Genomic DNA, 25,501 nt, shown 5'->3' with positions numbered 1-25,501 from the left:
TCGGCTCACTGCGCGTTTTTGATTGCAAGTTCATGGATCACGGTTAGAGTGCTCGCATCGGGTGCTGGGGGCCATGCATGCGCAGTCTGAAAGCCGCGATCCATCTGTTCGCGTTCGCCGTTGCGGCGCACGCGATGGACGTGCGTGCGGAACCGGCCGGCGAACGACTGTTCGGCGGCGATGTGCTGCGTTGCGCATCGTCCGACGAGCAAACGGTGCGCTGTCCGGCCGATACCCGCGGCGGCGTGCGCCTGATCCGGCGCAACTCCGGCAAGCCCTGCGTCGAAGGCACCAGTTGGGGCGCTGATCGCGGCGGCGTGTGGGTATCGCAAGGTTGCTCGGCCGATTTCGTGCTCGGACGCGGCGGCAGCGGCGGCGACAGCAGCACCGGCGCGCGCGTGATCAAGTGTGAGTCGGTCGGTGGGCGCTGGAATCACTGCGCCGCCAAGACCGAAGCTGGCGTGGCCCTGGCCCAGCAATTGTCCAAACAACCTTGCCTGCGCAATCAATCCTGGGGCACCGACGACAGCGGCGTGTGGGTGTCCGGCGGCTGCCGCGGCGAGTTCCGCCTGCTCGGCGTGGAGCCCGCGCCGCAGGTGCAGGCCAAGCCGCTGCTGCTGTGCGAGTCGCGCGATCGCAAGGCCCGCCGTTGCGACGGCGACACCGGCACGGGCGTGCGCATGGTCAAGCAACTGTCCAAGACCGAATGCGTCGAAGGCCGCAGTTGGGGCTACGACGCGCACGGCGTGTGGGTCGAGGACGGCTGCCGCGCCGAATTCGAACTCGATTACCGGCGCGGCGGCGGTTGATCGCCGCGCACGACGATGCGGCCATGGGCCGGAAGTCATGCGACCAACGGCGGAGATCGGTCGCGAAACAGGGCGCAAACTAAGCGCCTCATGAACAAATCGGTTGCATCATCGTGGTGATTCGCACGCAAGGCGAAATCTTGAGCTGGCGTTAAGCGGGTTCAGCTAGAGTCCTCGACAAATCGACAAGGAGCACAAGCATGTCCGCACGCATTCTTTCCAGTCTGGGTCTGATGGTGGGCTTGGGGTTGTCCGCGAGCGCCGTCCAGGCGGCGCCGCAGTACAACGATTACGGTTCCGACAACGGCGTCATCCGCTGCGAATCCGACAACGGCCGTCAGCGCCGTTGCGATGCCGATACGCGCGGCGGCGTCCAGCTGAGCCGCCAGTTGTCCAGTTCCTCGTGCATCCAGGGCCGCAGTTGGGGTTACGACCGCAACGGCGTGTGGGTGTCGGAAGGTTGTCGCGCTGAGTTCGCGCTCGGCCGCGGTGGCGGCTGGAACGACGGTGGCGGCGGCTGGAACGGCGGCGGCAACGGCGACGTGGTGCGCTGCGAATCCGACAACGGCCGTCAGCGCAGCTGCAGCATCAGCGGCAACCGCGCGCGTCTGCAGCGTCAGCTGTCCAGCACGACCTGCGTCGAAGGCCAGAACTGGGGTTCGCGTCCGGGCCAGGTGTGGGTGTCCGGCGGTTGCCGCGGTGAGTTCATCGCCACCCGTGGCGGCGGCTGGAACGGCGGTGGCGGCAACAACGGCGGCGGTTGGGGCGGTGGCGGCCAGAGTCAGGAGATTTCCTGCGAGTCCAGCAACAAGCGCCAGAACCGTTGCAACATGACCGTGCGCCGCGACGTGCGCCTGTTGCGCCAGAACTCGGGCTCGCCGTGCATCGAAGGTCAGACCTGGGGTTGGGACCGCAACGGCGTGTGGGTCTCGAACGGTTGCCGCGGTCGCTTCCAGGTCAACTGATCGCGCTCGACCGTCGCGTCAGATAGAAAATCGCGCTCGGTACAAGCCGACGCGCGTATCCATCGCCCCGGCCGCAAGGTCGGGGCGATGTCGTTGGCGGCGGCGGGCCGCCGAATGCATCGGATCGTGGCGAGGATGTTTCGGGGCCGACTCCTGCATCCGTTAAACTCGGCGGCATGAACGACACCATCGATTTCGACCGTTACGACCGCATCCGCCCGATCCGCTGGACCGGCCGGGCCCTGGAACTGCTGGACCAGCGCAAGCTGCCGTTCGCGGTGGAATACGTGTCGTGCGAAGACAGCGACGCGGTCGCCGCCGCGATCCATGCGCTCACCGTGCGCGGCGCGCCCGCGATCGGCATCGCCGCGGCGTGGGGCGTGGTGCTGGCGGCCAGGACGGTCGAGGCCGACGACGGCGCCGCCGCGCTGGCGCGGATCGAACCGGCCATGCAGCGCCTCAACGCGGCCCGCCCGACCGCGGTCAACCTGGCCTGGGCGCTGGCGCGCATGCGCCGCGTGCTGGCCGCGGCCGGCGCCGATTGGCGCGAGGTGCTGGCGCGCGAAGCGCAGGCGATCGCCGACGAAGACCTGGCCGCGAACCGGCGCATGGGCGCGCTCGGCGCGGCCCTGATTGAGCCGGGCAACGGCGTGCTGACCCACTGCAATACCGGCTCGCTGGCCACCGCCGGTTTCGGCACCGCGCTCGGCGTGATTCGCGCCGGCGTCGCCCAGGGCCGCATCGCCCAGGTGTATGCCGGCGAGACCCGGCCGTGGCTGCAGGGCGCGCGCCTGACCGTGTGGGAACTCGAGCAGGACGGCATCGCGCCGATCCTGATCGCCGACTCGGCCGCCGCGCATCTGATGAAGACCGGCAAGGTCGGCTGGGTGATCGTCGGCGCCGACCGCATCTGCGCCAACGGCGACACCGCCAACAAGATCGGCACCTACCAGCTGGCGATCGCCGCGCGCCATCACGGCGTCAAGTTCATGGTCGCCGCGCCCTCGTCGACGGTCGACATGGCCACCGCGTCCGGCGATCTGATCGAGATCGAGGAACGCGACCCGGGCGAGCTGTTCGCGGTCGGCGGCACCCGCACCGCGGCCGAGCGGGTCGGCGCCTGGAACCCGGTGTTCGACGTGACCCCGCACGAACTGATCGACGCGATCGTCACCGAGCGCGGGGTGATCGAACGGCCGGATGCGGCGGCGATGAAGGCGGCGTTCGGGGGCTGAGGTTTTCGGTGTTGGCTGGCTGGCGTTTCGGCTCGCTCCGGCGCGATTGCGTTTGATCGTCGTTGTCTTGGCTCGCCGGGGTATTCAGCGCGGTAGTTCCAGTCCGTCTTCCCTCGAAGGCGGAGTCTGCTTTTCCTCAACGAAGCCGAACAGTCAGAAGCTTTAGCGCCATCCTCCCAGGACGTCATTCCCGCGAAGGCGGGAATTCAGGGTCTTTCGTGCGAGAACATTTGAAGTCACTGGATTCCCGCGTTCGCGGGAATGACGTTCTGGAGCATGACGCTGAAGTCTCTGGATTCCCGCCTTCGCGGGAATGACGACTTGTGGGTTCACCGCTCTCATGAACTGACACGGCACTAGCGGTCCCAGACAGCGCTTTTGAACGCGCAGCGCTCTCGCGCTTGCTCAAGCCTATGCGCCTGCGAAAGCTGCCCAACACGAGCGCAGAGCGACCGCCAAAGCCCATTTGGCGATCATCCCCAGCGCCCGCCAAAACCGCCAACTCGGCCCGCGCCAATCCAACCCCGCACCCAATGCTGCAATGCAGCTGAAAAACCCCGCCAAGTGCTTGTTTCTGCGTGAGAATCAGCCTCCCGTGAAACCGTGTTTCGTGCTATGATTTCCTGTCGTTTTGATGCCGCCCCGAGCGAGCTGCAGGACAGGCCCGCACGGACCCTGTTTTCAGCCATATCTGCGGCGTTCCGTGAGGGACGCCGACGCCGTTCGCCCGGGTTGTTCGACTCACCGCCCGCAACGGAACCCTGATGGCCGAACTCGCCAAGGAAATCATCCAGGTCAATCTCGAAGACGAGATGCGCCGCAGCTACCTCGACTACGCCATGAGCGTGATCGTCGGACGCGCGCTTCCCGACGTACGAGACGGCCTCAAGCCTGTGCATCGCCGCGTCCTGTACGCCATGAGCGAGCTGGGCGCCCACAGCAACAAGCCGCATTTCAAGTCGGCGCGTATCGTCGGCGACGTGATCGGTAAGTACCACCCGCACGGCGATCAGTCGGTCTACGACACGCTGGTGCGCATGGCGCAACCGTTCTCGCTGCGCTACATGCTGGTCGACGGCCAGGGCAACTTCGGTTCGGTCGACGGCGACTCCGCCGCGGCGATGCGTTACACCGAGTCGCGCATGGCCAAGCTCACCCACGAGCTGATGGCCGACATCGACAAGGAAACCGTCGATTTCCAGCCCAATTACGACGAAAAGGAACTCGAACCCACGGTCATGCCGACCCGGGTGCCGAACCTGCTCATCAACGGCTCGGCCGGTATCGCCGTGGGCATGGCGACCAACATCCCGCCGCACAATCTGTCGGAAGTGATCAACGCGACCATCGCCTTGATCAACGCGCCGGAGCTCGACGTCGATGCGCTGATGGAATACATCCCCGGTCCGGACTTCCCGACCGCGGGCATCATCAACGGCACCGCCGGCATCATCAACGCCTATCGCACCGGCCGCGGCCGGGTGCGCATGCGCGCGCGCGCCGAGATCGAGGTCAACCAGGACACCGGCCGCGAAGCGATCGCGGTCACCGAGATCCCGTACCAGGTCAACAAGGCGCGTCTGATCGAGAAGATCGCCGAGCTGGTCAAGGAAAAGCGCCTGGAAGGCATCAGCGAGCTGCGCGACGAGTCCGACAAGGACGGCATGCGCATCTTCATCGAGGTCAAGCGCGGCGAATCGGCCGAGGTGGTGCTCAACAACCTCTACCAGCAGACCCAGATGGAGTCGGTGTTCGGCATCAACATGGTGGCGCTGGTCGACGGCCGTCCGCAGTTGCTGAACCTCAAGCAGATCCTCGAAGCCTTCATCCGTCACCGCCGCGAAGTGGTGACCCGCCGCACCATCTTCGAACTGCGCAAGGCGCGCCAGCGCGCGCATATCTTGGAAGGTCTGACGGTCGCGCTCGCCAACATCGACGAGATGATCGAGCTGATCAAGACCTCGGCCAATCCGAACGAAGCGCGCGAGCGCATGTTGGAGAAGACCTGGGAACCGGGCCTGGTCGGCGCGCTGCTGGCCGCGGCCGGTTCCGAGGCCTCGCGTCCGGAAGACCTCGCGGCCGAGTTCGGCCTGCACGACGGCCGTTACCAGCTGACCGAGACGCAGGCGACCCAGATCCTGGAAATGCGCCTGCATCGCCTGACCGGCTTGGAGCAGGAAAAGCTCACCGACGAATACAAGGTGCTGCTGGAAGCCATCCGCGGCCTGATCGAGATCCTCGAGAATCCCGACGTGCTGCTCGAGGTGATCCGCACCGAGCTGCTTAATCTGAAGGAAGAATTCGGCGACGCGCGCCGCAGCGAAATCCGCGCGAGCGAAGAAGATCTCGACATCCTCGACCTGATCGCGCCGGAAGACGTGGTGGTGACCCTGTCGCATTCGGGTTACGCCAAGCGTCAGCCGGTCAGCGCCTACCGCGCGCAGAAACGCGGCGGCAAGGGCCGCAACGCGGCGATGACCAAGGACGAGGATTTCATCGACAAGCTGTGGCTGGTCAACACCCACGACACGCTGCTGACCTTCACCAGCACCGGCCGGGTGTTCTGGCTGCCGGTGCATCAGCTGCCCGACGCCGGCCCGAACGCGCGCGGCCGTCCGATCATCAACTGGCTGGCGCTGGAAGCCGGCGAGCAGGTGCAGGCGGTGCTGCCGGTGCGTGCGTACGACGACAGCCACTTCGTGTTCTTCGCCACCCGCAACGGCATGGTCAAGAAGACCCCGCTGACCGAGTTCGCCTATCGTCTGGCGCGTGGCAAGATCGCGATCAATCTCGACGACGGCGATGCCCTGGTCGACGTGGCGCTGACCAACGGCCAGCGTGAAGTGATGCTGTTCGCGAGCAACGGCAAGGCCGTGCGCTTCGCCGAGAGCGGCCGCGAGGACGATGCCGACGCGGTCGACGATGCGATCGACGGCGACGGCGCCGATGAGGGCGTCGAGGTCGAAGTCATCGGCGAGAGCATTGGCGAAAGCGTGGGCGAGGGCGCCGACAGGTCGCGTCGCGGCAAGGGCGGCGTGCGTTCCACCGGCCGCAACAGCCGTGGCGTGCGCGGCATCAAGCTGGCGAAGGGCGAGATCGTCGTGAGCATGATCGTGATCGACGGCGACGGCGACATCCTCACCGCCAGTCAGCGCGGTTACGGCAAGCGCACCCCGGTCGACGAGTACCCGTGCAAGGGCCGCGGCACCCAGGGCGTGATCGCGCTGAAGACCACCGAGCGCAACGGCGCGCTGGTCGGCGCGATCCAGCTCAGCGATCACCACGAAGTGCTGATGATTTCCGACGGCGGCACCCTGGTGCGGACGCGTGCGGCGGAAATCTCCCAGGTCGGCCGCAACACCCAGGGCGTGACCCTGATGCGTCTGGCCGAGGACGAGACCTTGCAGACCATCGAGCGCGTGGATGCCTCGCTGGACGAGGTCGAGGACGGCGTCGAAGGCGAAGTGTCGGTCGCTCCGGTGGCCGATGCCGGCGATGCGGTGGAGACGCCGGCGCCGGATGCCTGATCGTCGTGTGGATGTGCCTTGAGAAAACGCCGCCTTCGGGCGGCGTTTTCTTTTGGTGATGAGAGTGGATGGGTATGCGATACCGACTGTAGGAGCGGCGCGAGCCGCGACCGCGAAACTTCGTTCGTGACGAAGGCCGCGGTTGTGCGTCGATCTGTGCTTGCTCGACTGCGGCCTTCGAACAGCGTTTGGGCACGAACTGCAACTGCGACCTCATGCTTGCGACGCGATCTCTTGCATGGCGGTCGCGGCTTGCGCCGCTCCTACAGGTAGGCCATGTGGGCGGCGCGGGGGTCTTCGATTTGTTGTAGGAGCGGCGCGAGCCGCGACTGGGAGACCTCGCTTGCGACGAAGGCCACGGTGTGCGTCGATCTGTGCCTGCGTGGCTGCGGCTTTCGAACGGTGTCTGGTCGCGAACTGCAGCCGCGACCTCATGCTTGCGACGCGATCTGTTGCATGGCGGTCGCGGCTTGCGCCGCTCCTACAGGTAGGCCGTGTGGGCGGCGCGGGGGTCTTCGGCTTGTTGTAGGAGCGGCGCGAGCCGCGACCGCGAGACCTCGCTTGCGATGCGAGCTACGGCATCCGCAAGACCCCCAAGGCGCGGCCGCGGGGTCGACATGAAGACGCTGCGGTCGTGGGCTTGGTGGCCATCGGGCCACGACTGGTGATCGCCGGTGATCGCCGCATTTGCTGCACCGCAACATAAATTGCACTGGCGCCGGGCGTGGAACGGTCCTGCGCGCCGCTGCGATTGCGGGCCGCGAACCGGCGGTGGTAGCGTGCCTCGACTTTCGCCACCGGGATTGCACCATGAACAAGCGTTCGCTCTGCGCCTTGATCTCGCTCGTCGTATTCGCCGGCGCCGCCGTCGCCGCGCCGGTCACCTACAAGATCGACCCGTCCCACACCTATCCCAGCTTCGAGGCCGACCACATGGGCGGCCTGTCGACCTGGCGCGGCAAGTTCAACAAGTCCGAAGGCACGGTCACCCTCGACAAGAAGGCCGGCGCCGGTACGGTCGAGGTCACCGTCGACACCACCAGCATCGACTTCGGCCTGGACGCGATGAACGAGCACGCCAACAAGGCCGAGCTGTTCGATACCGCCAAGTTCCCGACCGCGACCTACAAGGGCAAGCTGGCCGGTTTCAAGGACGGCGCGCCGAGCAAGGTCGAGGGCGAACTGACCCTGCACGGGGTGACCAAGCCGCTGGAGCTGAAGATCAACAAGTTCAAGTGCATGCCGCATCCGATGCTCAAGCGCGAGGTCTGCGGCGCCGACGCCAGCGCGACCTTCCAGCGCGACCAGTTCGGCATCAGCGCCGGCAAGGATTGGGGCTTCAGCATGGACGTGAACCTGCGCATCCAGATCGAGGCGGTCGCGGCCGAATAAGCCTCGACGCGCGCATTGCGAGGTGGGACGACACGCCGCCTTCTCAGGCGGCGTGTCGCGTTTCGGGGCGTTGTTCGCGCTCGTGCCTGCGCGCAGGCGCGGCGTATGGCGAAGCGGTTCGATGACGCGATCGAAGCGCCCGGCGCGCCAGCAAGCATGCGCAATGCGCCGTGCTCACATGACAAATCACACTGGGGCGGCATGGCCCCGGCGCAGATAGTGCGTCGATGCGCGTTCCGACGCGCGGCGCGATGGCCTCGTCGCGCGGGCGCGCGATCCGGCGGATCGATGTCGCGACGCCAGCGCCGGCAAGCTCCATCAAATGCAGTGCGCGAGGTCGCTCGCATCATGCGCTCCTACGACTCGCGCCGTTTCGTTCCGCCACAGGACCCGCGATGACCTCCACGCCTGCTGCCGCCGATTCGCCACATCCTGCCCACGACCACCGCTGGGCCGCGCTGGCGGTGCTGTGCATGGGCGCGTTGATGATCGTGCTCGACTCGACCATCGTGAATGTCGCGCTGCCGTCGATCCGCACCGACCTGGGTTTCAGCGAAAGCTCGCTGGCCTGGGTGGTCAACGCCTATCTGCTGACCTTCGGCGGCTTCCTGCTGCTCGGCGGGCGGTTGGGCGATCTGTTCGGCCATCGCCGCGTGTTCCTGATCGGCATCGCGGTGTTCACCCTGGCCTCGCTGGCTTGCGGACTGGCCGGTAGCCAGACCTTCCTGGTGGCCGCGCGCGGCGTGCAGGGGCTCGGCGGCGCGGTCGTCACCGCGGTGGCGCTGTCGTTGATCATGAATCTGTTTACCGAGCCGGCCGATCGGGCCAAGGCGATGGGCGTGTACAGCTTCGTCTGCGCCGGCGGCGGCAGCGTCGGCGTGCTGCTCGGCGGACTGCTCACCGGCGGGCTGAGCTGGCACTGGATTTTCCTGGTCAATATTCCGATCGGCCTGATCGTGATCGCGGCGACGATGAAGCTGTTGCCGGCGTCGCGCGGACCCGGCGAGGGCCAACTGGACATCGCCGGTTCGATCACCGTGACCGCCTCGCTGATGCTCGCGGTGTACGCGATCGTCAACGGCAACGAGGCCGGCTGGACCTCGTTGCCCACGCTCGGCCTGCTCGGTGTCGCGGTTGTGTTGTTGCTCGCGTTCTTGTGGATCGAATCGCGGGTCGGCGCGCCGCTGATGCCGCTGAGTCTGTTTCGCCTGCGCAATGTCGCGGTGGCGAACGTGGTCGGCGTGCTGTGGGCGGCGGCGATGTTCGCCTGGTTCTTCCTGTCGGCGCTGTACATGCAGTTGGTGCTGAAGTATTCGCCGATGCAGGTCGGGCTGGCGTTCTTGCCGTCCAATCTGATCATGGCCGCGTTCTCGCTGGGCCTGTCGGCCAAGCTCGTGATGCGCTTCGGCATCCGCTGGCCGCTCGCGATCGGCCTGGGCCTGGCGACGATCGGCCTGCTGCTGTTCGCGCGCGCGCCGGTCGGCGGCGAGTTCGTCGCCGATGTATTGCCCGGCATGCTGCTGCTCGGGCTCGGCGCCGGCATCGCCTTCAATCCCTTGCTGCTGGCGGCGATGAGCGATGTCTCGCCGGCCGAATCGGGCCTGGCCTCGGGCGTGGTCAATACCGCTTTCATGATGGGCGGCGCGTTGGGGCTGGCGATCCTGGCCAGCCTGGCCGCGTCGCGCACTTCGTCGCAGATCGCCGCCGGCACCGATGTGATTGCGGCGCAGGCCGAGGGGTATCACCTCGCGTTTGCGGTCGGCGCGGTATTCGGTTTGACCGCGGCCTTGCTCGGCGGCCTGCTGCTGCGCACGCCGGCGACCCAGGCCAGCGAGGGCGCGCAGCCGGCGCTGCATTGAGCGCTGCGCGCGAAGACGTTCGAACCGCTTCACTTCCCAGCACCGGGCCCGGCCCGCAGGAGGACGCATGAGCTACGTGGATGGATTCGTACTGGCGGTACCGAAGCAGAACCTCGCGGCCTATCGCCGCCTGGCCCGCAAGGCCGGCAAGATCTGGATGGAGCACGGCGCGCTGGCCCTGGTCGAAACGGTCGAGGACGACGTCAAGCCGGGCAAGAGCACCTCGTTTCCGCAGGCGGTGAAACTCAAGCCCGGCGAAGTCGTGGTGTTCTCGTGGATCGTGTACAAGTCGCGCGCGGCGCGCGACCGGATCAACAAGAAGGTGATGAACGATCCGCGCATGAAGATGGACGGCGAGATCGTGCCGTTCGACGCCAAGCGCATGATCTTCGGCGGTTTCAAGCCGATCGTGACGCTCTGAGCCGCGGCCACGCGACAGCGGCGGCGAGGTTGCCTCGCCGCTCGATACGATCATCGGGCGACAAAAGAAAACCCCGGCCTGGGCCGGGGTTTTCAGGGCGATCATGCGCATCGCCTTGCTTGTTGCATACCGATTAGAACGTGATGCTCCAGGTATCGATGCGGCCGGTGTCGGCATTGGCGTTATCGTTCACGCGCAGCTTCCAGGTGCCGTTGAGCGGTTCGCTCGACAGGTTGAAAGTGAACGTGCCGGTGACGTTGTCGGCGCTGCCGCCCGAGCGGTTGCTGATGTTGTACAGCGAGCCATCCGGCGCCACCAGGTCGACCTTCAGGTCGCCGCGGTAGGTGTGGATGATGTTGACCGACACCGAGGCGTTGGTCGGGGCATTGCCGGTACGGCCGGACACGGTGATCGGGCTGTCGACGGTGGCGTTGTCGTTGATCGCGTAGTCGGTGCCGTTGGTGTACGTCGTGCCCGGACCCGGGCCCGGGCCGCCGGGGCAGGTGACGCCCACGACCGCGAACGCCGCGGTCACGTCGGCCTTGACGAAGCCCAGGTCGGTCGCCGCCGTCTCGACGCCGCAGGCGCCGTTGTTGAAGTCGGTGCTCGGGGTCCAGTAGTCCTTGTTCGCCTTGGCGAAGACCTTGAACGCCTTGACCGTGTCCCAACCGGCGGTCTTGGCCAGGGTGTAGAAGGCCTTGTTGTACACGCCGGACGAGTAGTGCACGTCCATGCCGTTGGTGTAGTTGCTGGCATGACCGATCGAACGGCCGTCCTGCGGCGGGTTGGCCATGTAACGCAGCGCGCCGCTGGCCTTGAAGATCTGCGCACCGACGAGGAAGTCGTTGGTGTTGTTCATGTAGTACTCGGCCGCTTCGCCGGCGATGTCCGAATAGGCTTCGTTGATGCCGCCGGACTGACCCGAATAGACCAGGCCCGACTGCTGCTCGGTGAAGCCGTGCGAGACTTCGTGCGCCGACACGTCGAGGCTGACCAGCGGATAGAACGTGGTCGCGCCGTCGCCGAAGGTCATCGCCGCGCCGTCCCAGAACGCGTTTTCGTAGCTGCTGCTGTAGTGGACCTTCATCGCCAACTGGAAGGTCAGCGGCGGGGTGCCGACGTAGCTGTTGTACATGTCGAACACGACGTGGCCGAAGTAGTGCGCGTCGTTCAGCGGCGAATACGCGCCGTTGATGGTCTTGACCGTGTTGCGCGGGCAGGTGTACGAGAACGCCGTCGAGCCGCTGGTGCCTCCGTTGAGGTTCACCGTCTTGACGTTGGTGTTGTTCATCGTGCAGGTGCTGCCACTCTGGGTGACATCGTTGAAGCCGAAGTTGGTGCCGTATTCGTACTGGCCGGTCTTGGCGTTGCCGCCCGGGCCGGTGCCGACCAGGGCATGGTTCAGGCCTTCCCACTGCTTGAGCACCTTGCCGCTGTTCGCATCGACGATGACGAACGGACGGGTCGGCTCGCCGCCCTTGGCCGAATCGGCGAAGTAGTTGACGACATAGGTCATGTGCGCGCGACCGGCGTCGTCGATGTAGATCATCTGCTTGCTGCTTTCGTTGCGCACCAGCAGCGCGCCGGCGCGCTTGCCGAGCGCCGCGCTCTTGGCCAGATCCAGCGCCTGTGCGCTGCTCAGCTTGGGCGCGGTGGCCGGCAGTTCGGCGGCCAGGCCGGCGACCGAGCGGCCGAACAAGGTCTTGACGTTGCCCTTGGCGTCTTCGCTGACCACCACGTGCTCGCCGAACACCGGCACGCCGCGGAAGGTCTGCTGATAACGATAGTTGCGGGTGCCGTTGGCGTCCTGGCTGCTCTTGAGCTGGGTCAGCGCCGAGTCGGCGTCGAGCGAGATCAGTTCGGCATGACGTACGTTGGCCTTGGCGGCGACGCCGGACTTGGCGACGGCGGACTGGTACTGCTGGTTGAGCTTGGCGACGTCCTGACCGTGCAGGTCGACGCGCTGCGCGGCGCCGGCGGCGCCGGAGACGAGGGCGAGCGACAGGGCGAAGGTCAGAGCGTGCAGGGACGGCGATGCGTTGCGATTCACTGGTATTACCCCCAAACGAGTGTGGATGGTGGCCGCGTTCGCGGCCGGCTCTCATTGCTCGTACATCCGCTCCCCCGTCGTTCGCGCGTTCGGCCCGGGGCATTCCGTGCCCAAGGGCGTTCGCGTGGTCGAACTCCGTGCGGATACCGTGCTGACGCGTAGCACGGCGGAGGCACGCTGGCCGCGCCCCAAAGTTGAGTCAACGCGACTGACGCCGGTCACACGTCGAATGCGACATGCGCGGATGGCGGGGACAAATGATTTCGTCTGAGATCGTTCTACGATCAGGCTTGAAACGTTTTCATGTTTGCGCGTCACGAAATTTCGGAGCGTAATAATGTTTCAGGATTATTGCTGCAATGCAGCAGATTCCTGCGTCATGAGGGTGGGGTAATCGGTCACATATTGCGTTACATATAACCGCGGACGGCGTCCGAAACGGCTCCGCCGGCACTTTTGCCGCTTGCCAGATGTCTGCTCGATTCGCGCATGAACCGCGGCGTTTCCGGTTTTTTAGCGCTTTATGGAAATGCCAGTCCTGCCTGTGACCCATGCACGCACGGTTCTGCGAGCGCACTCCCAAATGCGTATTTATTATGTTTTTGCATAAGCCATTCGGGCTGGCGAGGCGGTGTTCCGACCCCGAAAAGAAAACCCCGGCCTGGGCCGGGGTTTTCATGCTGCATACGCGCCGGCCGAACCTGCCGGCGATCGTGAGCGATCGATCGCCGGGCCGGCGCTGACGATATCCGTCGGCCATGCGGACTTATTGCGCGGTCACGCCCACCTGGGAGAACGCGTTGACCACGTCGGCGGTGCTGTAGCCCAGATCGGCCGCGGCCTGGCGCACGCCCGAGCCGCCTTGGTTGAAGTTGGTGCTCGGCGTCCAGTAGTCCTTGTTGGCCTTGGCGAAGGCCTTGAACGCCTTGACCGTGCCCCAGCCGGGCTTGTTGGCCAACAGGTAGAAGGCCTTGTTGAACACGCCCGAGGAGTAATGCACGTCCAGGCCGTTGGTGTAGTTGCTGGCGTGGCCGATCGAGCGTCCGTCCTGCGGCGGGTTGGCGAAGTAGCGCAACGCGCCGCTGCTGGCCTTGAAGATGTCGGCGCCGACCAGGAAGTCGTTGCGCCCGCGCGCGTAGAACTCGGCCGCTTCGCCGGCGATGTCGGAGAACGATTCGTTGATGCCGCCGGACTGGCCGGAGTAGATCAGGCCCGATTGCTGTTCGGTGAAGCCGTGCGAGGCTTCGTGCGCGACCACGTCGAGCGAGACCAGCGGATAGAAGGTGGTGCGGCCGTCGCCGAAGGTCAGCACGCGGCCGTCCCAGAACGCGTTCTCGTAGTTGTTGCTGTAATGCACGCGCAAGGTCAGCTGGAAAGTCAGCGGCGAGATGCCCAGATAGGCCTGGTAGGTGTCGAACACCACCTTGCCGAAGTAATGCGCATCGTTGAGCGGCGAGTAGGCGCCGTTGATGGTGCGGACGGTATTGCGCGGACCGGCGTACGAGTACGCGGTGCTGCCGCTGGTGCCGTTGTTGAGGTTGACGGTCTTCACGTTCGCGGTGTTGAAGGTGTAGGTGCTGCCGCTGCGGGTGACGTCGAGAAACGCGCGGCCGCCGCTGCCGTATTCGTACTGGCCGATCTTCTGGTTGCCGCCGGGGCCGGTGCCGACCTGCTCGTGGTTGAGGCCTTCCCACTGCTTGAGCACCTTGCCGGTGTTGGCATCGACGATCGCGAACGGCCGGCTCGGCTCGCCGCCGCCGGGCGCATCGGCGAAATAATCGACCGCGTAGGCCAGGTGGGCGCGGTCGGCGTCGTCGAGGTAGATCACCTTGCGGCTGTTCTCGTTGCGGACCTGCAGCGTGGCCGCGCGCTTGCCGAGCGTGGCGCCCTTGGCCAGGCTCAAGGCCTGGGTGGCGCTGAGCTTGGCGTCGAGCTTGGGCAGGTCGGCGGCGAGGCCGGCGACCGAGCGGCCGAACAGCGCGCGCACGTTGCCCTTGGCGTCTTCGCGCACGACCACGTGCTCGCCGAACACCGGCACGCCGCGGAAACTTTGCTGGTAGCGGTAGTTGAGCGAGCCGTCGGCATCCTGGCTGCTCTTGAGCTGGGCCAGGGTCGAGTCGGCGTCGAGCGCGATCAATTCGGCGTGGCGCACATTGGCCTTGGCGGCGACCCCGGACTTGGCGGTGGCGGCCTGGAACTGCTGGTTGAGTTTGGCGACGTCCACGCCGTGCAGATCCACGCGTTGGGCGGCGCCGGCGGCGCCGGCGGCGAGGGCGATCGAAACAGCGAAGGACAGTACCGATACGTTGCGCTTCATTTGTAACCCCAAAAGTGAGTGAGTAAATGAGGGCCGGTCGTGCGACCGGTTTGCGGCGTTTCGCATCCGCATCCGACGGGGGGAGGGATATAGGCGGATGCCGCGCGGATGGACCGTGCGGCGGAATCGACGCTAGGGATCGCCGGCGAGAACGGTCAAACCCGCGCACCGCGATCACACCCGGGATGAGACCGCTATTTCCGGGCGGTAACGGGGATTGGAGCGGGAAACCTTGCGCTGCCTGGATCGAGCTATTTCCCGGTTTTTCGCGGCTAAAACAGCGGTCGGTAATAATGTTTCAGTGCGCATGTTGCAGTGCAGCATGATTTGAGCGGGCGAGCCGAGCGCATCTGGGTGTGTGGCGGCCCGATACTGTGACGAAGACGACTTTGCGCCGCCGTCGCAAGCGCCGGCCGTGGTGCGTGCGATGGCGCTTGTCGAGCGAAACTCACCATCGCCGGGATTCGTCAATAGCGCTGCGTGACAATTATTGCGCAGGTTATGTGATGAGTCTTGGCAGTATCGAATCATTATGTCGAGGCATAACGTTTCGTCATGGCAGGGGTTATATGGCCGAAATCGGCGCGCCGGCACAAATCGGCGTTCGCGTGCCGCCCGTGGCGAAGGAGTCGCCGCTGGCGAGATGTTTCGCACGGCGCGGGCACATTGCGGCATCGTCGTCGGGCTAAAAGGAAAACCCCGGCCCAGGCCGGGGTTTCCAGGGCGATCATGCGCATCGCCTTGCTTGTTGCGTACCAATCAGAAGGTGATGCTCCAGGTGTCGATGCGGCCGACGTCGCCGCCGGCGTTGTCGTTGACCCGCAGCTTCCACGCGCCGTTGAGCGTTTCGCTGGACAGATTGAAGGTGAAGGTGCCGGTGACGTTGTCGGCGCTGCCGCCGGTGCGGTTGTGGATGTTGTAGAGCGAGCCGTCCGGCGCGACCAGGTCGACCTTGATGTCCTGCTTGTAGGTATGCAGGATGTTGACCGACACCGAGGCGTTGCTCGGCGCGTTGCCGGTGCGACCCGACACGTTGATCGTGCTTTCGACCGTGGCGTTGTCGGTGATCGCGACATCGGTGCCGTTGGTGTAGGTCTGGGTGCCCGGACCCGGGCCCGGGCCGGGGCCGCCGGGGCAATCCACGCCGACCGCGAGGAACGCGGCGGACACGTCGGCCACGGTGTAGCCCAGATCGGTGGCGGCCTGTTCGACGCCGCATGCGCCGCTGTTGAAGTCGGTGTTGGGGGTCCAGTAGTCGATGTTGGCCTTGGCGAAGGCCTTGAACGCCTTGACCGTATCCCAGCCGTTGGTCTTGGCCAGCAGCGAGAAGGCCTTGTTGTAGACGCCCGAGGAATGATGCACGTTCATGCCGCTGCGGTAGTTGCTGGCATGCCCGATCGAGACGCCGTCGCGGGTGGGGTCGTCCATATAGCGCAACGCGCCTGCCGCCTTGAAGATCTGCGCGCCGACCTGGAAGTCGTTGCTGCCGCGCATGAAGTATTCGGACGCTTCGCCGGCCATGTCGGAATAGGCTTCGTTGATGCCGCCGGACTGGCCGGAGTAGATCAGGCCCGATTGCTCCTGGGTGAAGCCGTGCGACACCTCGTGGCCGAGCACGTCGAGGCTGACCAGCGGGTGGAAGCGCGATGCGCCGTCGCCGAAGATCATGGTCTTGGTGGTGCCGTTCCAGCCCGCGTTCTCGTAGTTGGTCGAGTAATGCACGCCGAGGGTCAGCTGGACCGTCAGCGCCGGCATGTTGAGGTAGGCGGCGTACATGTCATAGACCACGCCGCCGAAGAAATGCGCGTCGTTGAGCGGCGAGAACGCGCCGTTGATCTGCTTGACGGTGTTGCGCGGGCAGGTGTACGCGTGCGCCGCCTGACCGCTCGGGTTGGTGCCGCCGTTGAGATTGATGGTCTTGACGTTGGCATTCTGCATGACGCAGTTGCTGCCGTTCTGGGTCACGTCCATGAAGCCGAAGTCGGTGCCGAATTCGTACTGGCCGGTCTTCTGGTTGCCGCCGGGGCCGGTACCGATCTTGACGTGCTGCAGATTGTCCAGGTTGCGCAGGACCTTGCCGTTGTCGGCGTCGATCACGAGCTGCGGCGCGGTGATGTCGCCGCCCTTGACGCTGTCGGCCGACAGCGTCACCAGATAGGCCAGGCGAGCGCGGTCGTTGCCGTCGATGTAAATCGTCGGTTCCACCTTCTGCGAATCGATCTTCATCTGCCCCAGGCGCTTGCCGAACGCGGCGCGCTTGGCGAGGTCCAGCGCCTTGGCCGAACTGAGCTTGGCAGTGGTGCTCGGTACCTCGGCGTCGAGCCCCTGGATCAGGTCGCCGAACATCGTGCGCAGATTGCCGTTCGCGTCTTCGCTGATCACCACGTGCTGATCCAGCACCGGCAATCCGCGATAGGTGAGCTGGTAGCGATGCTGGCGATGGCCGGACTCGTCGCTGCGGACCTTGAGCGGGGCGAGCGCCGACTTCGCGTCGAGCGCGATCATCTCGGCATGGCGCACCTGGGCGGCGGCCGTCGTCGCGATGCCGGCGACGGCGCGGTACTGCCGATTGAGCTGGGTCATGTCTTGCCGATGCAGATCGACGCGTTGCACCGCGCCGGCGGCGCCGGCGGCCGAAGCGAGCGAGATGGCGATCGCCAGGATGGACAGATTGCGATTCATTGGTGGGTTCCCCGAAGCATTGATAAGGCCGGGCAGACACGCAGCACGGGGCCAGGCGGCGTCGGGGGAGACGAAGCGTGGACGCATGCGGCCGGTGTCCGGCGCGAAAGCCGCGGCACGGGTTGCGGCGCGGCGCAGGGACCGTGGAAGCGCGATCGCTGAAGCGTCAACGCCGTCGATGCGTTTCACAAAGAAAATGCAAACTGGGTCGTTTTCGCCTGCCGGTCGCGGCGACGCCGAACCCTCTGGAAAAACGCGCTGCGGCATCGAAGCAATCGATGTCATTCGCTGCCGCCGTTTTGTAATACAGTTTCATCGAATTTGCTGCGCTGCGGAAATAATGCCGCAAGTCGTTGTGTTTAAAGGATATATTGAGCGTGCCATGGGGGTGTTTTATTTGCGCGCTTGGCCGCTGGCCGGGCCGCCGGCCGATCGATTTCGATTATTTACTGGTATTGATTCACGATTTTCCGATGCGCAAGCATATTTGCCCGCGGCCGGCCCGCCGCGATGTGATTGAGTTCTTTGTGGATATGCGATTGCGGTCGGGTGAACGGCATCGCGCTGCGCAAAAGATCGAATGAAGGTGCGCGGCCGCGATCGCGTCGCCTGACATTCGCCGATGGCTGCGGCGATAACGCAAAGCTGCGGCAGACTTCGGTATGCCGGACCTGCGAAACGGGCAGGCGCGAGCGCGAACGTGGGCGCACCACCGCGGCGGTGTCGTTCGCCGCGGCTATGGCGGTGGCGTCGAGCCAGCGCGGATCGGGGTGAGCATTCGGCCGCGGCGCTCAAGGATTGCGTTCGGCGATCGGGCCGATACGCCCGCTGCGCGCTCGTGCATTGCGCCCGGACGGGCAAGCTCGAAGCAAGCAAAAGTCGGTCGTGGATCACACAAGCTCGTTCTATACTCGTCGCAGTTTTCGGAGAGATACGCATGAAGCGCGCGCACCCCCTGGATGGAACTGCGATCTTGGATACCCCTGACTCGAGCCGGCCCGCCTTGGGCCAGGCGGCTGCGAACTCGCCTGTCGCGAAGCGGGCCGCTTCTACGCCGCGGTGGCTGGCGCGTGCGCTGGTAGCCGTGATGGTGGCGACCACCCTCGTGGTCGCCGGCTGCAAGCGCGACACCACCGGGCAGTTGCCCGAAGTCAGCGGCGAAGCGATCGTGGCCAAGCGCGAGGCGGTCAAGGGTTTCGCCCTGGTCGCGGCCTATCCCGACAGCAAGCGCGGCGACGAACTCGCCATCGCCCTGGAATTCAGCCAGCCGCTGGTCGGCACCCAGAGCTTCGACGAACTGCTCGCGGTGACCGACAAGAACGGCGCGGCGGTGCAGGGCAGCTGGGTGCTCGACGACGGCGGCAAGATCCTGCGTTTCCCGCATGTGGAAGCGAGCAAGGACTACACGGTCACGATCAAGCCCGGCCTGACCGCCGCGGCCGGCGACCGCATCGCACAGGCGATCACCAAGCAGGTCTATACCGGCCCGCTCGATCCGGTGGTCGGCTTCGCCTCGCAGGGCAGCGTGCTGCCGGCGCGCGACAGCCGCGGCCTACCGGTGGTGTCGATCAACGTGGCCGAGGTGGACGTCGAATTCCTGCGGGTCAAGGAAAAGGAACTGCCGAAGTTCTTCGCCGAGTACCAGCGCGGCGGACGCAAGGGCAGCTGGGACCTGGAACGCGACTGGGACGACAAGAAGCCGCTGTCGAAGCTGGCCGAACCGGTCTACGTCAACCGCTTCGTGCTCGGCGGCAAGCCCAACGAGCGCGTGCTGACCTATCTGCCGCTGCAGGACATCAAGGAACTGCAGGAGCCGGGCCTGTACTTCGCGGTGATGAAGCGCGCCGGCCAGTTCAAGGACGAGTTCGAGACCGCGTTCTTCACCGTCAGCGACCTGGGCCTGCATGCGCGCGCCTACAAGGACAAGCTGTTCGTGCATGTCGCCTCGCTGGAAAAGGGCGGCGCGGTCAGCGGGGTCGAGCTCAAGGTGCTCAACGCGCAAGGCGAACCGGTGCTCAAGGGCGAGACCGACGGCAACGGCAACGCGATGCTGCCGTACAAGCTCGACGCGGCGCAGGTACTGATCGCCAAGAAGGGCAGCGACGTCACCATGCTGCCGTTCAACCAGCCGGCGCTGGATCTGTCGGAGTTCGCCGTGGCCGGCCGCGAGCAGGCCTGGTTCGACGTGTTCGCCTGGTCGGGCCGCGACCTGTATCGCCCCGGCGAGACGGTGCGGCTGTCGGCGCTGCTGCGCGATCAGGACGGCAAGCCGATCGACACCAAGGGCAAGGCCTTGCAGCCGGTGTTCCTGCGTTATGTCCAGCCCGACGGCAAGACCTTCCTGGAAACCCGCCTGCAACCCGATGCGCAAGGCTATGTGCGCCATGCGCAGGTGATTCCGGCCGATGCCGCGACCGGCCGCTGGCGGGTCGAGTTCCGCACCGATCCGAGCAGCAAGGAAGCGGTGCAGGGCATGACCCTGCGGATCGAGGAATTCCTGCCCGAACGCCTGAAGCTGGAGTTGACCGCGCAACCGGTGCTCAAGCCCGGCCAGCCGTTCAAGCTCGGCGTCGACGCGGCCTATCTGTACGGCGCGCCCGCCGCGGGCAACCGTTTCACCGCCAAGCTCGCGGTGCTGGTCGAGCAGCATCCGCTGGAGCAGTTGCCGGGCTATTTCTTCGGCGACCCGACCCTGACCTTGCCGAAGGAAGCCAAGGACGTGGTCGACACCACCCTGGGCGAGGACGGCAAGCTGACCCAGGACATCGCGCTGCCCGACGAAGCCAAGCCGGTCAGCCCGATCGCCGCGATCGTCACCGGCAGCGTGTTCGAAACCGGCGGGCGCAGCGTCAACCGCAGCGTCAAGCGGGTGCTGTGGCCGGCCGATGCCTTGGTCGGCGTGCGTCCGTTGTTCGACGACAAGGACGGCAGCGACGCCGACAGCAATGCCGGCTTCGAGATCACCCGGGTCGGCAGCGACGGCAAGCCGCGCGCCGCGACCGGCCTGCGCGTGACCCTGGTGCGCGAACACCGCGACTACCACTGGAACTACGCCGACGACGGCGGCTGGGATTACGACTTCACCCGCCGCTTCGAAGACGTCGAAGTGCGCAACGTCGATGTCGGCGCATCCCCGGCCAAGATCAATTTCGCGGTCAAGTGGGGCGAGTACCGGGTCGACGTGTACGACCCGGCGACCAAGCTCACCAGCCGCTATCCGTTCCGCGCCGGCTGGAGCTGGGACGATCAGAACCGCGGCCTCGACGCGCGTCCCGACAAGGTCAAGCTCGCGCTCGACAAGACCGCGTACAAGGCCGGCGATACGCTGGAAGTGACGCTGACCCCGCCCCACGAAGGCTCCGGCCTGCTGATGGTCGAAGCCGACCGCATGCTGTACGTGCAGGCGATCGAGGTGAAGGCCGGCAGCAAGTTCAAGATTCCGGTCACCGCCGACTGGGAACGCCACGACGTCTACGTGACCGCGCTGGTGTTCCGCGGCGGCAGCGCGCCGAGCAAGATCACCCCGGCGCGCGCGGTCGGCGTGGCGCATGTGCCGATGGACCGGCGCGAACGCAAGATCGCGGTCGGCATCAACGTGCCCAAGCTGATGAAGCCCGAGCAGGATCTGCCGGTGACGGTCAGCGCGCCGCAACTGGCGGGCAAGGATGCGTACGTGACCGTGTCCGCGGTCGACGTCGGCATTCTCAACATCACCCGTTTCCCGGTGCCGGACGCGGCCGCGCATTTCTTCGCCCAGCGCCGGCTCGGGGTCGACGCCTTTGATGTGTACGGGCGGGTGATCGAAAGCTACGAAGGCGAGATCGCCAAGATCCGCTTCGGCGGCGACATGGCCTTGCAGGCGCTGCCGCAGGCGCGGCGTCCGACCGCGCGGGTGCAGACGGTGGATCTGTTCGCAGGTCCGGTGAAGCTCGACGCGCAGGGCATCGCCCGGATCAAGCTGGCGGTGCCGGATTTCAACGGCACCTTGCGAGTGTCGGCGCTGGTGTACGCCGGCGGCAGCTACGGCAACAAGGACGCCGAAACCATCGTGCGCGCGCCGGTGCTCGCCGAGGCCAGCACGCCGCGCGTGCTCGCGCCCGGCGACAAGAGCAACGTGACCCTGGACGTGCAGAACTTCACCGGCAAGCCCGGCGAGTTCGCGGTCAAGGTCGAGGGCATCGGGCCGCTGTCGCTGAGCGAGGGCGAGCACACGCTCACACTCGGGGTGGAAGCCAAGAAGACCCTGACCTTCCCGATCGTGGCGCGCGAGGGCTACACCACCGCGCAGGTGCGGGTGCGGGTCGACGGCAACGGCTACAAGGTCGATCGCCGCTACGACGTGCCGGTGCGGCCGGCCTGGCCGTCGGTGCTGCGTTCGCGCACGCGGGTGCTCGACGAACTCGGCGCGATCCAGCTCGGCACCGATTTCGCCGACGGCCTGATGCCCGATTCGGTCAACGCGCGCATGGTGGTCAGCGCCTTGCCGCCGATCCCGTTCGCCAGCGCGCTGCAAGGCGCGTTGGAATACCCGTACGGCTGCGCCGAGCAGACCACGAGCAAAGGCTATGCCGCGCTCGAACTCGACGAAGCCACGGCGAAGATGCTCGGCGTCAAGGGCATCGACGCCAAGCAGCGGCGCACCCGCATGGAAGGCGCGTTCGGGCGGCTGGCGGCGATGCAGATCGCCTCGGGCCACTTCTCGATGTGGGGCGGCGACAGCGACGGCGACTCGGTCAATCCGGCGCTGACGCCGTACGTGGTCGAGTTCCTGCTCGATGCGCGCGACGCCGGCTTCGCGGTGCCCGACGGCATGCTGCAGAAAGCGCTCAAGGTGCTCAACGAGGACCTGCTCTCGGGCAATGCCTCGTTCTACGGCTACGATCGCCGCGAACACCTCAAGTTCGCCTATCAGGCGCATGCCGGCTACGTGCTGGCACGGGTCAACCGCGCGCCGCTGGGTACCTTGCGCGCGCTGTACGACAACGACCGCAAGCAGAGCCTGACCGGCCTGCCGCTGGTGCATCTGGGCCTAGCGCTGTCGCTGCAGGGCGACAAGTCGCGCGGCGGCAAGGCGATCAAGGAAGGCTTCGCCCGCGACGCTTCGCAGCGTCCGCCGTACCTCGGCGATTACGGCAGCCGTCTGCGCGACGACGCGCTGATGATCGCGCTGGTGCACGAGCACAAGCTGTCGCAGCCCGAGTACGACGCGCGCGCCGTGTCGATGGGCCGCGACCTCGACGCGCGCCGCAACAGCGGCTGGCTGTACCTGAGCACCCAGGAGCAGGTCGCGCTGGCGCGTCTGGGCAAGGCGCTGATGGCCGACCAGGGCAAGCAGATCTCCGGCCGCTGGACCATCGCCGGCGCCTCGACCGATGCCGATCCGGCCAAGCTCATCGGCCGCGTGTTCGACTTCGCCGCGCTGTCGAGCGGGGTGAGCTTCACCCCGAACGGCCAGCCGCCGCTGTACGCGAGCCTGGAAGTCGCCGGCGTGCCGCGCACCGCGCCGGCCGCGGACGCTTCGCAGATCGAAGTGGGGCGCAAGTTCTACACGACCGAGGGCAAGGACTGGTCGGGCGGCAGCCTGGTCGAGGGCGAGGCGCTGATCGTGCAGGTCACGATCAAGGCGCACAGCGCGATGCCCGATGCCTTGTTGACCGACCTGTTGCCGGCCGGGCTGGAAATCGAGAACTTCAATCTCGGCGACGCCAAGCAGTGGGCCGGCGTGGTGGTCGACGGGATCGAACTGTCCGAGCGCTCCAGTGCCGCCGAGGTCAAGCACGAGGAGTTCCGCGACGACCGTTACGTGGCCGCGCTCAAGCTCGGGCAGAACCAGACCGCGCGCGTGTTCTACCTGGTCCGCGCGGTGACGCCCGGTACCTACACCGTGCCGCCGTCGCTGGTCGAGGACATGTACCGTCCGGAGATGCGCGGCGTCGGCAAGGCTTCGCCGGCGACCTTGTCGGTTCGCCAGCCGTGAGTTCGACGGGCAGGGCGGGAAGCTTCGTGCTTCCCGCCGCGCGCATTGGGTTGCTCGTGGCCGCGCTGCTGTCGGCGGCGGGCTGTGTCGACAAAGGCAAAAGCGGTGAAGGCGAGGGCGCCGGCAAGCAGCCTGCAACGGCCGCGACCGCGACCGGCAATGCCACCGATCCGGCCCTGAACTGGGGCGGCACCACGCCGCACGACACCCCGCCGATCGCCAACCCGTTGCTGGCGCAGGCCGAGGCGGTGATGCGCAAGGCCGATCCCGGTTTCGACCGTTTCGACGTCAATTACACCACCGGCGATCTCGACCGAGACGGCCGCGACGATGTCGTGATCGAGTACGGCGTCGGCGACGAAGGCGCGATGCGCCATGTCGCCAAGAGCATCTACGTGCTGCTCGCGCGCGACGGCGGATTGCAGTTGCAGCCCGAAGTCACCGACGCGTTCTCGGGCTGTCCGGTGGTGCGCGAGATCGTCGGCGGCCAGTTGCTGGCCGATGCGCTGGAGGCGTGCATCGTGCCGTTCCCGAAGACCATCGGCTATTACGCATTCGAATGGGACGCTCAGCGCAAGCGCCTGCGTCAGGTGTACGAGCAGGACACCGAGCAGCGCGTGGTCATGCGCCTGCAGCAACTGCGCGAAGCGCTGCTGGCCCAGCGCAAGGACGAGATCGATCTACATCTGCGCGCCGGTCCGCTCCCCGTCGCGCCGGCCGAGCGCGACAAACCCCGCGCCGCGCCCGAGCAGGTCTTCGCCGACGCCGCGCTGCGACGCGGCTTCAGCGACACCGTCGGCATGCTCAGCCATGTCGAATTCAAGGACGACGGTGAACACCAGCGCAAGGCGAGCCTGCCGGCACCGGCCAATGCCCAATCGGCCGAGCGCGCCTTGTACATCGACCTGCAGCCGCGCGCCGATGATTCCCTGTTCGAGTCCGACGGCTACACTTATGTCCTCGATGCGAGTGTGCTGGTGCGCTGGCCGGACCCGGGCAAGACCGGCGGCCACCAAGTCAGGTTCAATCTGATCGACGGCGACCTGTACCTGTCCGAACACGGCGCCTTCGACATGGACGAGGAAGGTTGAGGCCGCGCTTGCGCCCAATACCGCGCCACTGACGAATCCCGAATCTCCAATCTCGAATCACCGCATTAACCAGGGTCGCCCCCGCACCCGAACCCTTCAAGGAGTGAACATGCGCAAGACCCTGATGCCGTCCCTGCTGATGCTGGCCCTGGCGGCCTGCCAATCCGGCGACAAGGCCGCCGCCGCGGCGCAGACCGGCGCGACCGCCACGCCGCCGCCCGCCGCGGCCGCGCCGTCGGATCCGAAGCAGACCGCCGAGCGCGCCTTCGCCGCGCTGCGCAAGATCGACCCGCAATTCGAACGCCTGGGCTACAGCGAACTGGTCGGCGACATCGATCAAGACGGCCAGGACGACGTGGCCGTGCTGTACGGCACCGGCACCCCGGACGCGACCATGGCCGCGATGCAGAAACTGGTCGTGCTGATGACCCGTCCCGGCGGCCCGCAGGCGTTGCCGCAGTCCGACATGCCCGATTTCTGCCCGCAGCTCGACAAGATCGAAGCCGGCAAGCTGTACCTGCACCAGATCGACATCTGCTCGGCGGCGCGGCCCAAGGCCACCGACTATTACGTCTACCAGTGGAACGGCAAGACCATCGTCCAGGCCGAACACCAGACCATGCCGCAGCGCGTGCTCGCCGATCTCAAGCCGCTCGGCGTCGCGTTCCGCGCGCGCGACAAGAAGGTCGTGCTCGATGCGATGAGCTTCCCGTTGGAAGCGTCCAACTGGCCGGTCTACGACACCGAGCTGGAAAAGGCGGCCAAGGCCGCCGGCGGCAAGATCGACCGCGCGATGGCCGAGAAGTACTACACCGACCTGTTCCCGAACGACCGCGCCGATCTGTACGCCGATGCGATCGAGGACCTGCAGGGGCGGCCGCTCAAGACCGATTCCAGCGGTTCGACCTCGTCGAGCTCGCCGGGCAAGGGGGGCATCACCTACGGCCTGGTCGTGCAGCCCGATCCGGACGAAGACCGCGAGGAAAGCAACGACAACCGCATCATCGATGCGCGCGTCGATCTCGGCATGGCCGAGGGCGACGGCGGCCAGAACCTGGTGCTGCTGCTCAGCGAGGGCAAGTTGAAGATCGCCGCGATGAACACCGCCGGCTGATCGATGTCGGTTTGGATCGCCGTGGATGGACGCCTCACGCGGGCGGACATTCGCGATCGATC

General features: G+C 66.2%; 14 protein-coding genes. 11 read left to right on the top strand and 3 right to left on the bottom strand.

What is annotated here, in order from left to right; genetic code table 11:
- Positions 1 to 77: 77 nt before the first annotated feature.
- The 7 genes from KME82_RS13830 to KME82_RS13800 all read left to right on the top strand — a co-directional run bounded on the left by KME82_RS13830 (position 78) and on the right by KME82_RS13800 (position 10,208).
- A complete protein-coding gene (locus KME82_RS13830; RefSeq protein WP_215494568.1) occupies positions 78 to 809 on the top strand; it encodes a DUF3011 domain-containing protein in 732 nt (243 codons plus the stop codon).
- A 200-nt stretch (positions 810 to 1,009) separates the two neighbouring features.
- A complete protein-coding gene (locus KME82_RS13825) occupies positions 1,010 to 1,774 on the top strand; it encodes a DUF3011 domain-containing protein (RefSeq protein WP_215494567.1) in 765 nt (254 codons plus the stop codon).
- 176 nt (positions 1,775 to 1,950) lie between these two features.
- On the top strand, positions 1,951 to 3,009 hold the full coding sequence (mtnA, locus tag KME82_RS13820; RefSeq protein ID WP_215494566.1) for an S-methyl-5-thioribose-1-phosphate isomerase: 1,059 nt from the start codon (positions 1,951 to 1,953) through the stop codon (positions 3,007 to 3,009).
- A gap of 764 nt (positions 3,010 to 3,773) precedes the next feature.
- On the top strand, positions 3,774 to 6,536 hold the full coding sequence (gene gyrA / locus KME82_RS13815) for a DNA gyrase subunit A (protein ID WP_215494565.1): 2,763 nt from the start codon (positions 3,774 to 3,776) through the stop codon (positions 6,534 to 6,536).
- An 810-nt stretch (positions 6,537 to 7,346) separates the two neighbouring features.
- Positions 7,347 to 7,928, top strand: coding sequence for a YceI family protein (locus KME82_RS13810; protein ID WP_215494564.1), 582 nt, complete (start codon positions 7,347 to 7,349; stop codon positions 7,926 to 7,928).
- Positions 7,929 to 8,323: 395 nt separating this feature from the next.
- Positions 8,324 to 9,787 (top strand): DHA2 family efflux MFS transporter permease subunit, encoded by a 1,464-nt coding sequence (locus tag KME82_RS13805; protein ID WP_215494563.1) that lies wholly within the window; start codon positions 8,324 to 8,326, stop codon positions 9,785 to 9,787.
- 67 nt (positions 9,788 to 9,854) lie between these two features.
- Complete coding sequence (locus tag KME82_RS13800) at positions 9,855 to 10,208, top strand: DUF1428 domain-containing protein (protein WP_215494562.1); 354 nt, start codon at positions 9,855 to 9,857, stop codon at positions 10,206 to 10,208.
- 133 nt (positions 10,209 to 10,341) lie between these two features.
- On the opposite strand, the gene KME82_RS13795 is transcribed toward KME82_RS13800, so the two are convergent.
- The 3 genes from KME82_RS13795 to KME82_RS13785 all read right to left on the bottom strand — a co-directional run bounded on the left by KME82_RS13795 (position 10,342) and on the right by KME82_RS13785 (position 17,257).
- Positions 10,342 to 12,258 carry a M4 family metallopeptidase gene (locus KME82_RS13795; protein WP_215494561.1) on the bottom strand — a complete coding sequence of 639 codons (1,917 nt, stop codon included), beginning with the start codon at positions 12,256 to 12,258 and terminating at the stop codon, positions 10,342 to 10,344.
- 766 nt (positions 12,259 to 13,024) lie between these two features.
- On the bottom strand, positions 13,025 to 14,575 hold the full coding sequence (locus tag KME82_RS13790; protein WP_215494560.1) for a M4 family metallopeptidase: 1,551 nt from the start codon (positions 14,573 to 14,575) through the stop codon (positions 13,025 to 13,027).
- A gap of 759 nt (positions 14,576 to 15,334) precedes the next feature.
- Positions 15,335 to 17,257: a M4 family metallopeptidase gene (locus tag KME82_RS13785; protein ID WP_215494559.1), complete on the bottom strand. Its 1,923-nt coding sequence runs from the start codon at positions 17,255 to 17,257 to the stop codon at positions 15,335 to 15,337.
- A gap of 85 nt (positions 17,258 to 17,342) precedes the next feature.
- On the opposite strand from KME82_RS13785, the gene KME82_RS13780 reads away from it, so the two are divergent.
- The 4 genes from KME82_RS13780 (at position 17,343) to KME82_RS13765 (ending at position 25,439) form a co-directional block, all read left to right on the top strand.
- Positions 17,343 to 17,777: a hypothetical protein gene (locus KME82_RS13780; protein ID WP_215494558.1), complete on the top strand. Its 435-nt coding sequence runs from the start codon at positions 17,343 to 17,345 to the stop codon at positions 17,775 to 17,777.
- A gap of 567 nt (positions 17,778 to 18,344) precedes the next feature.
- On the top strand, positions 18,345 to 23,234 hold the full coding sequence (locus KME82_RS13775) for an alpha-2-macroglobulin family protein (RefSeq protein ID WP_215494557.1): 4,890 nt from the start codon (positions 18,345 to 18,347) through the stop codon (positions 23,232 to 23,234).
- Positions 23,235 to 23,260: 26 nt separating this feature from the next.
- Positions 23,261 to 24,325, top strand: coding sequence for a hypothetical protein (locus KME82_RS13770; RefSeq protein WP_215494556.1), 1,065 nt, complete (start codon positions 23,261 to 23,263; stop codon positions 24,323 to 24,325).
- Between the two features lie 109 nt (positions 24,326 to 24,434).
- Positions 24,435 to 25,439: a hypothetical protein gene (locus tag KME82_RS13765; protein WP_215494555.1), complete on the top strand. Its 1,005-nt coding sequence runs from the start codon at positions 24,435 to 24,437 to the stop codon at positions 25,437 to 25,439.
- Positions 25,440 to 25,501: the final 62 nt, after the last annotated feature.

This window comes from Lysobacter capsici, from assembly GCF_018732085.1.
Classification (GTDB): domain Bacteria; phylum Pseudomonadota; class Gammaproteobacteria; order Xanthomonadales; family Xanthomonadaceae; genus Lysobacter; species Lysobacter capsici_A.
Note: the sequence above shows the minus strand (reverse complement) of the source record. Positions and strands in the feature narration are given on the sequence as shown.

What these genes read in the sequence shown, in the direction of transcription:
- KME82_RS13805 (WP_215494563.1), top strand. Translation starts at nt 8,324, where the DNA reads ATGACCTCCACGCCTGCTGCCGCCGATTCGCCACATCCTGCCCACGAC.
- KME82_RS13780 (WP_215494558.1), top strand. Translation starts at nt 17,343, where the DNA reads ATGCGGCCGGTGTCCGGCGCGAAAGCCGCGGCACGGGTTGCGGCGCGG.
- KME82_RS13765 (WP_215494555.1), top strand. Translation starts at nt 24,435, where the DNA reads ATGCGCAAGACCCTGATGCCGTCCCTGCTGATGCTGGCCCTGGCGGCC.
- KME82_RS13800 (WP_215494562.1), top strand. Translation starts at nt 9,855, where the DNA reads ATGAGCTACGTGGATGGATTCGTACTGGCGGTACCGAAGCAGAACCTC.
- KME82_RS13825 (WP_215494567.1), top strand. Translation starts at nt 1,010, where the DNA reads ATGTCCGCACGCATTCTTTCCAGTCTGGGTCTGATGGTGGGCTTGGGG.
- gyrA (WP_215494565.1), top strand. Translation starts at nt 3,774, where the DNA reads ATGGCCGAACTCGCCAAGGAAATCATCCAGGTCAATCTCGAAGACGAG.
- KME82_RS13775 (WP_215494557.1), top strand. Translation starts at nt 18,345, where the DNA reads ATGGTGGCGACCACCCTCGTGGTCGCCGGCTGCAAGCGCGACACCACC.
- KME82_RS13810 (WP_215494564.1), top strand. Translation starts at nt 7,347, where the DNA reads ATGAACAAGCGTTCGCTCTGCGCCTTGATCTCGCTCGTCGTATTCGCC.
- KME82_RS13785 (WP_215494559.1), bottom strand. Translation starts at nt 17,257, where the DNA reads ATGAATCGCAATCTGTCCATCCTGGCGATCGCCATCTCGCTCGCTTCG.
- KME82_RS13790 (WP_215494560.1), bottom strand. Translation starts at nt 14,575, where the DNA reads ATGAAGCGCAACGTATCGGTACTGTCCTTCGCTGTTTCGATCGCCCTC.
- mtnA (WP_215494566.1), top strand. Translation starts at nt 1,951, where the DNA reads ATGAACGACACCATCGATTTCGACCGTTACGACCGCATCCGCCCGATC.
- KME82_RS13830 (WP_215494568.1), top strand. Translation starts at nt 78, where the DNA reads ATGCGCAGTCTGAAAGCCGCGATCCATCTGTTCGCGTTCGCCGTTGCG.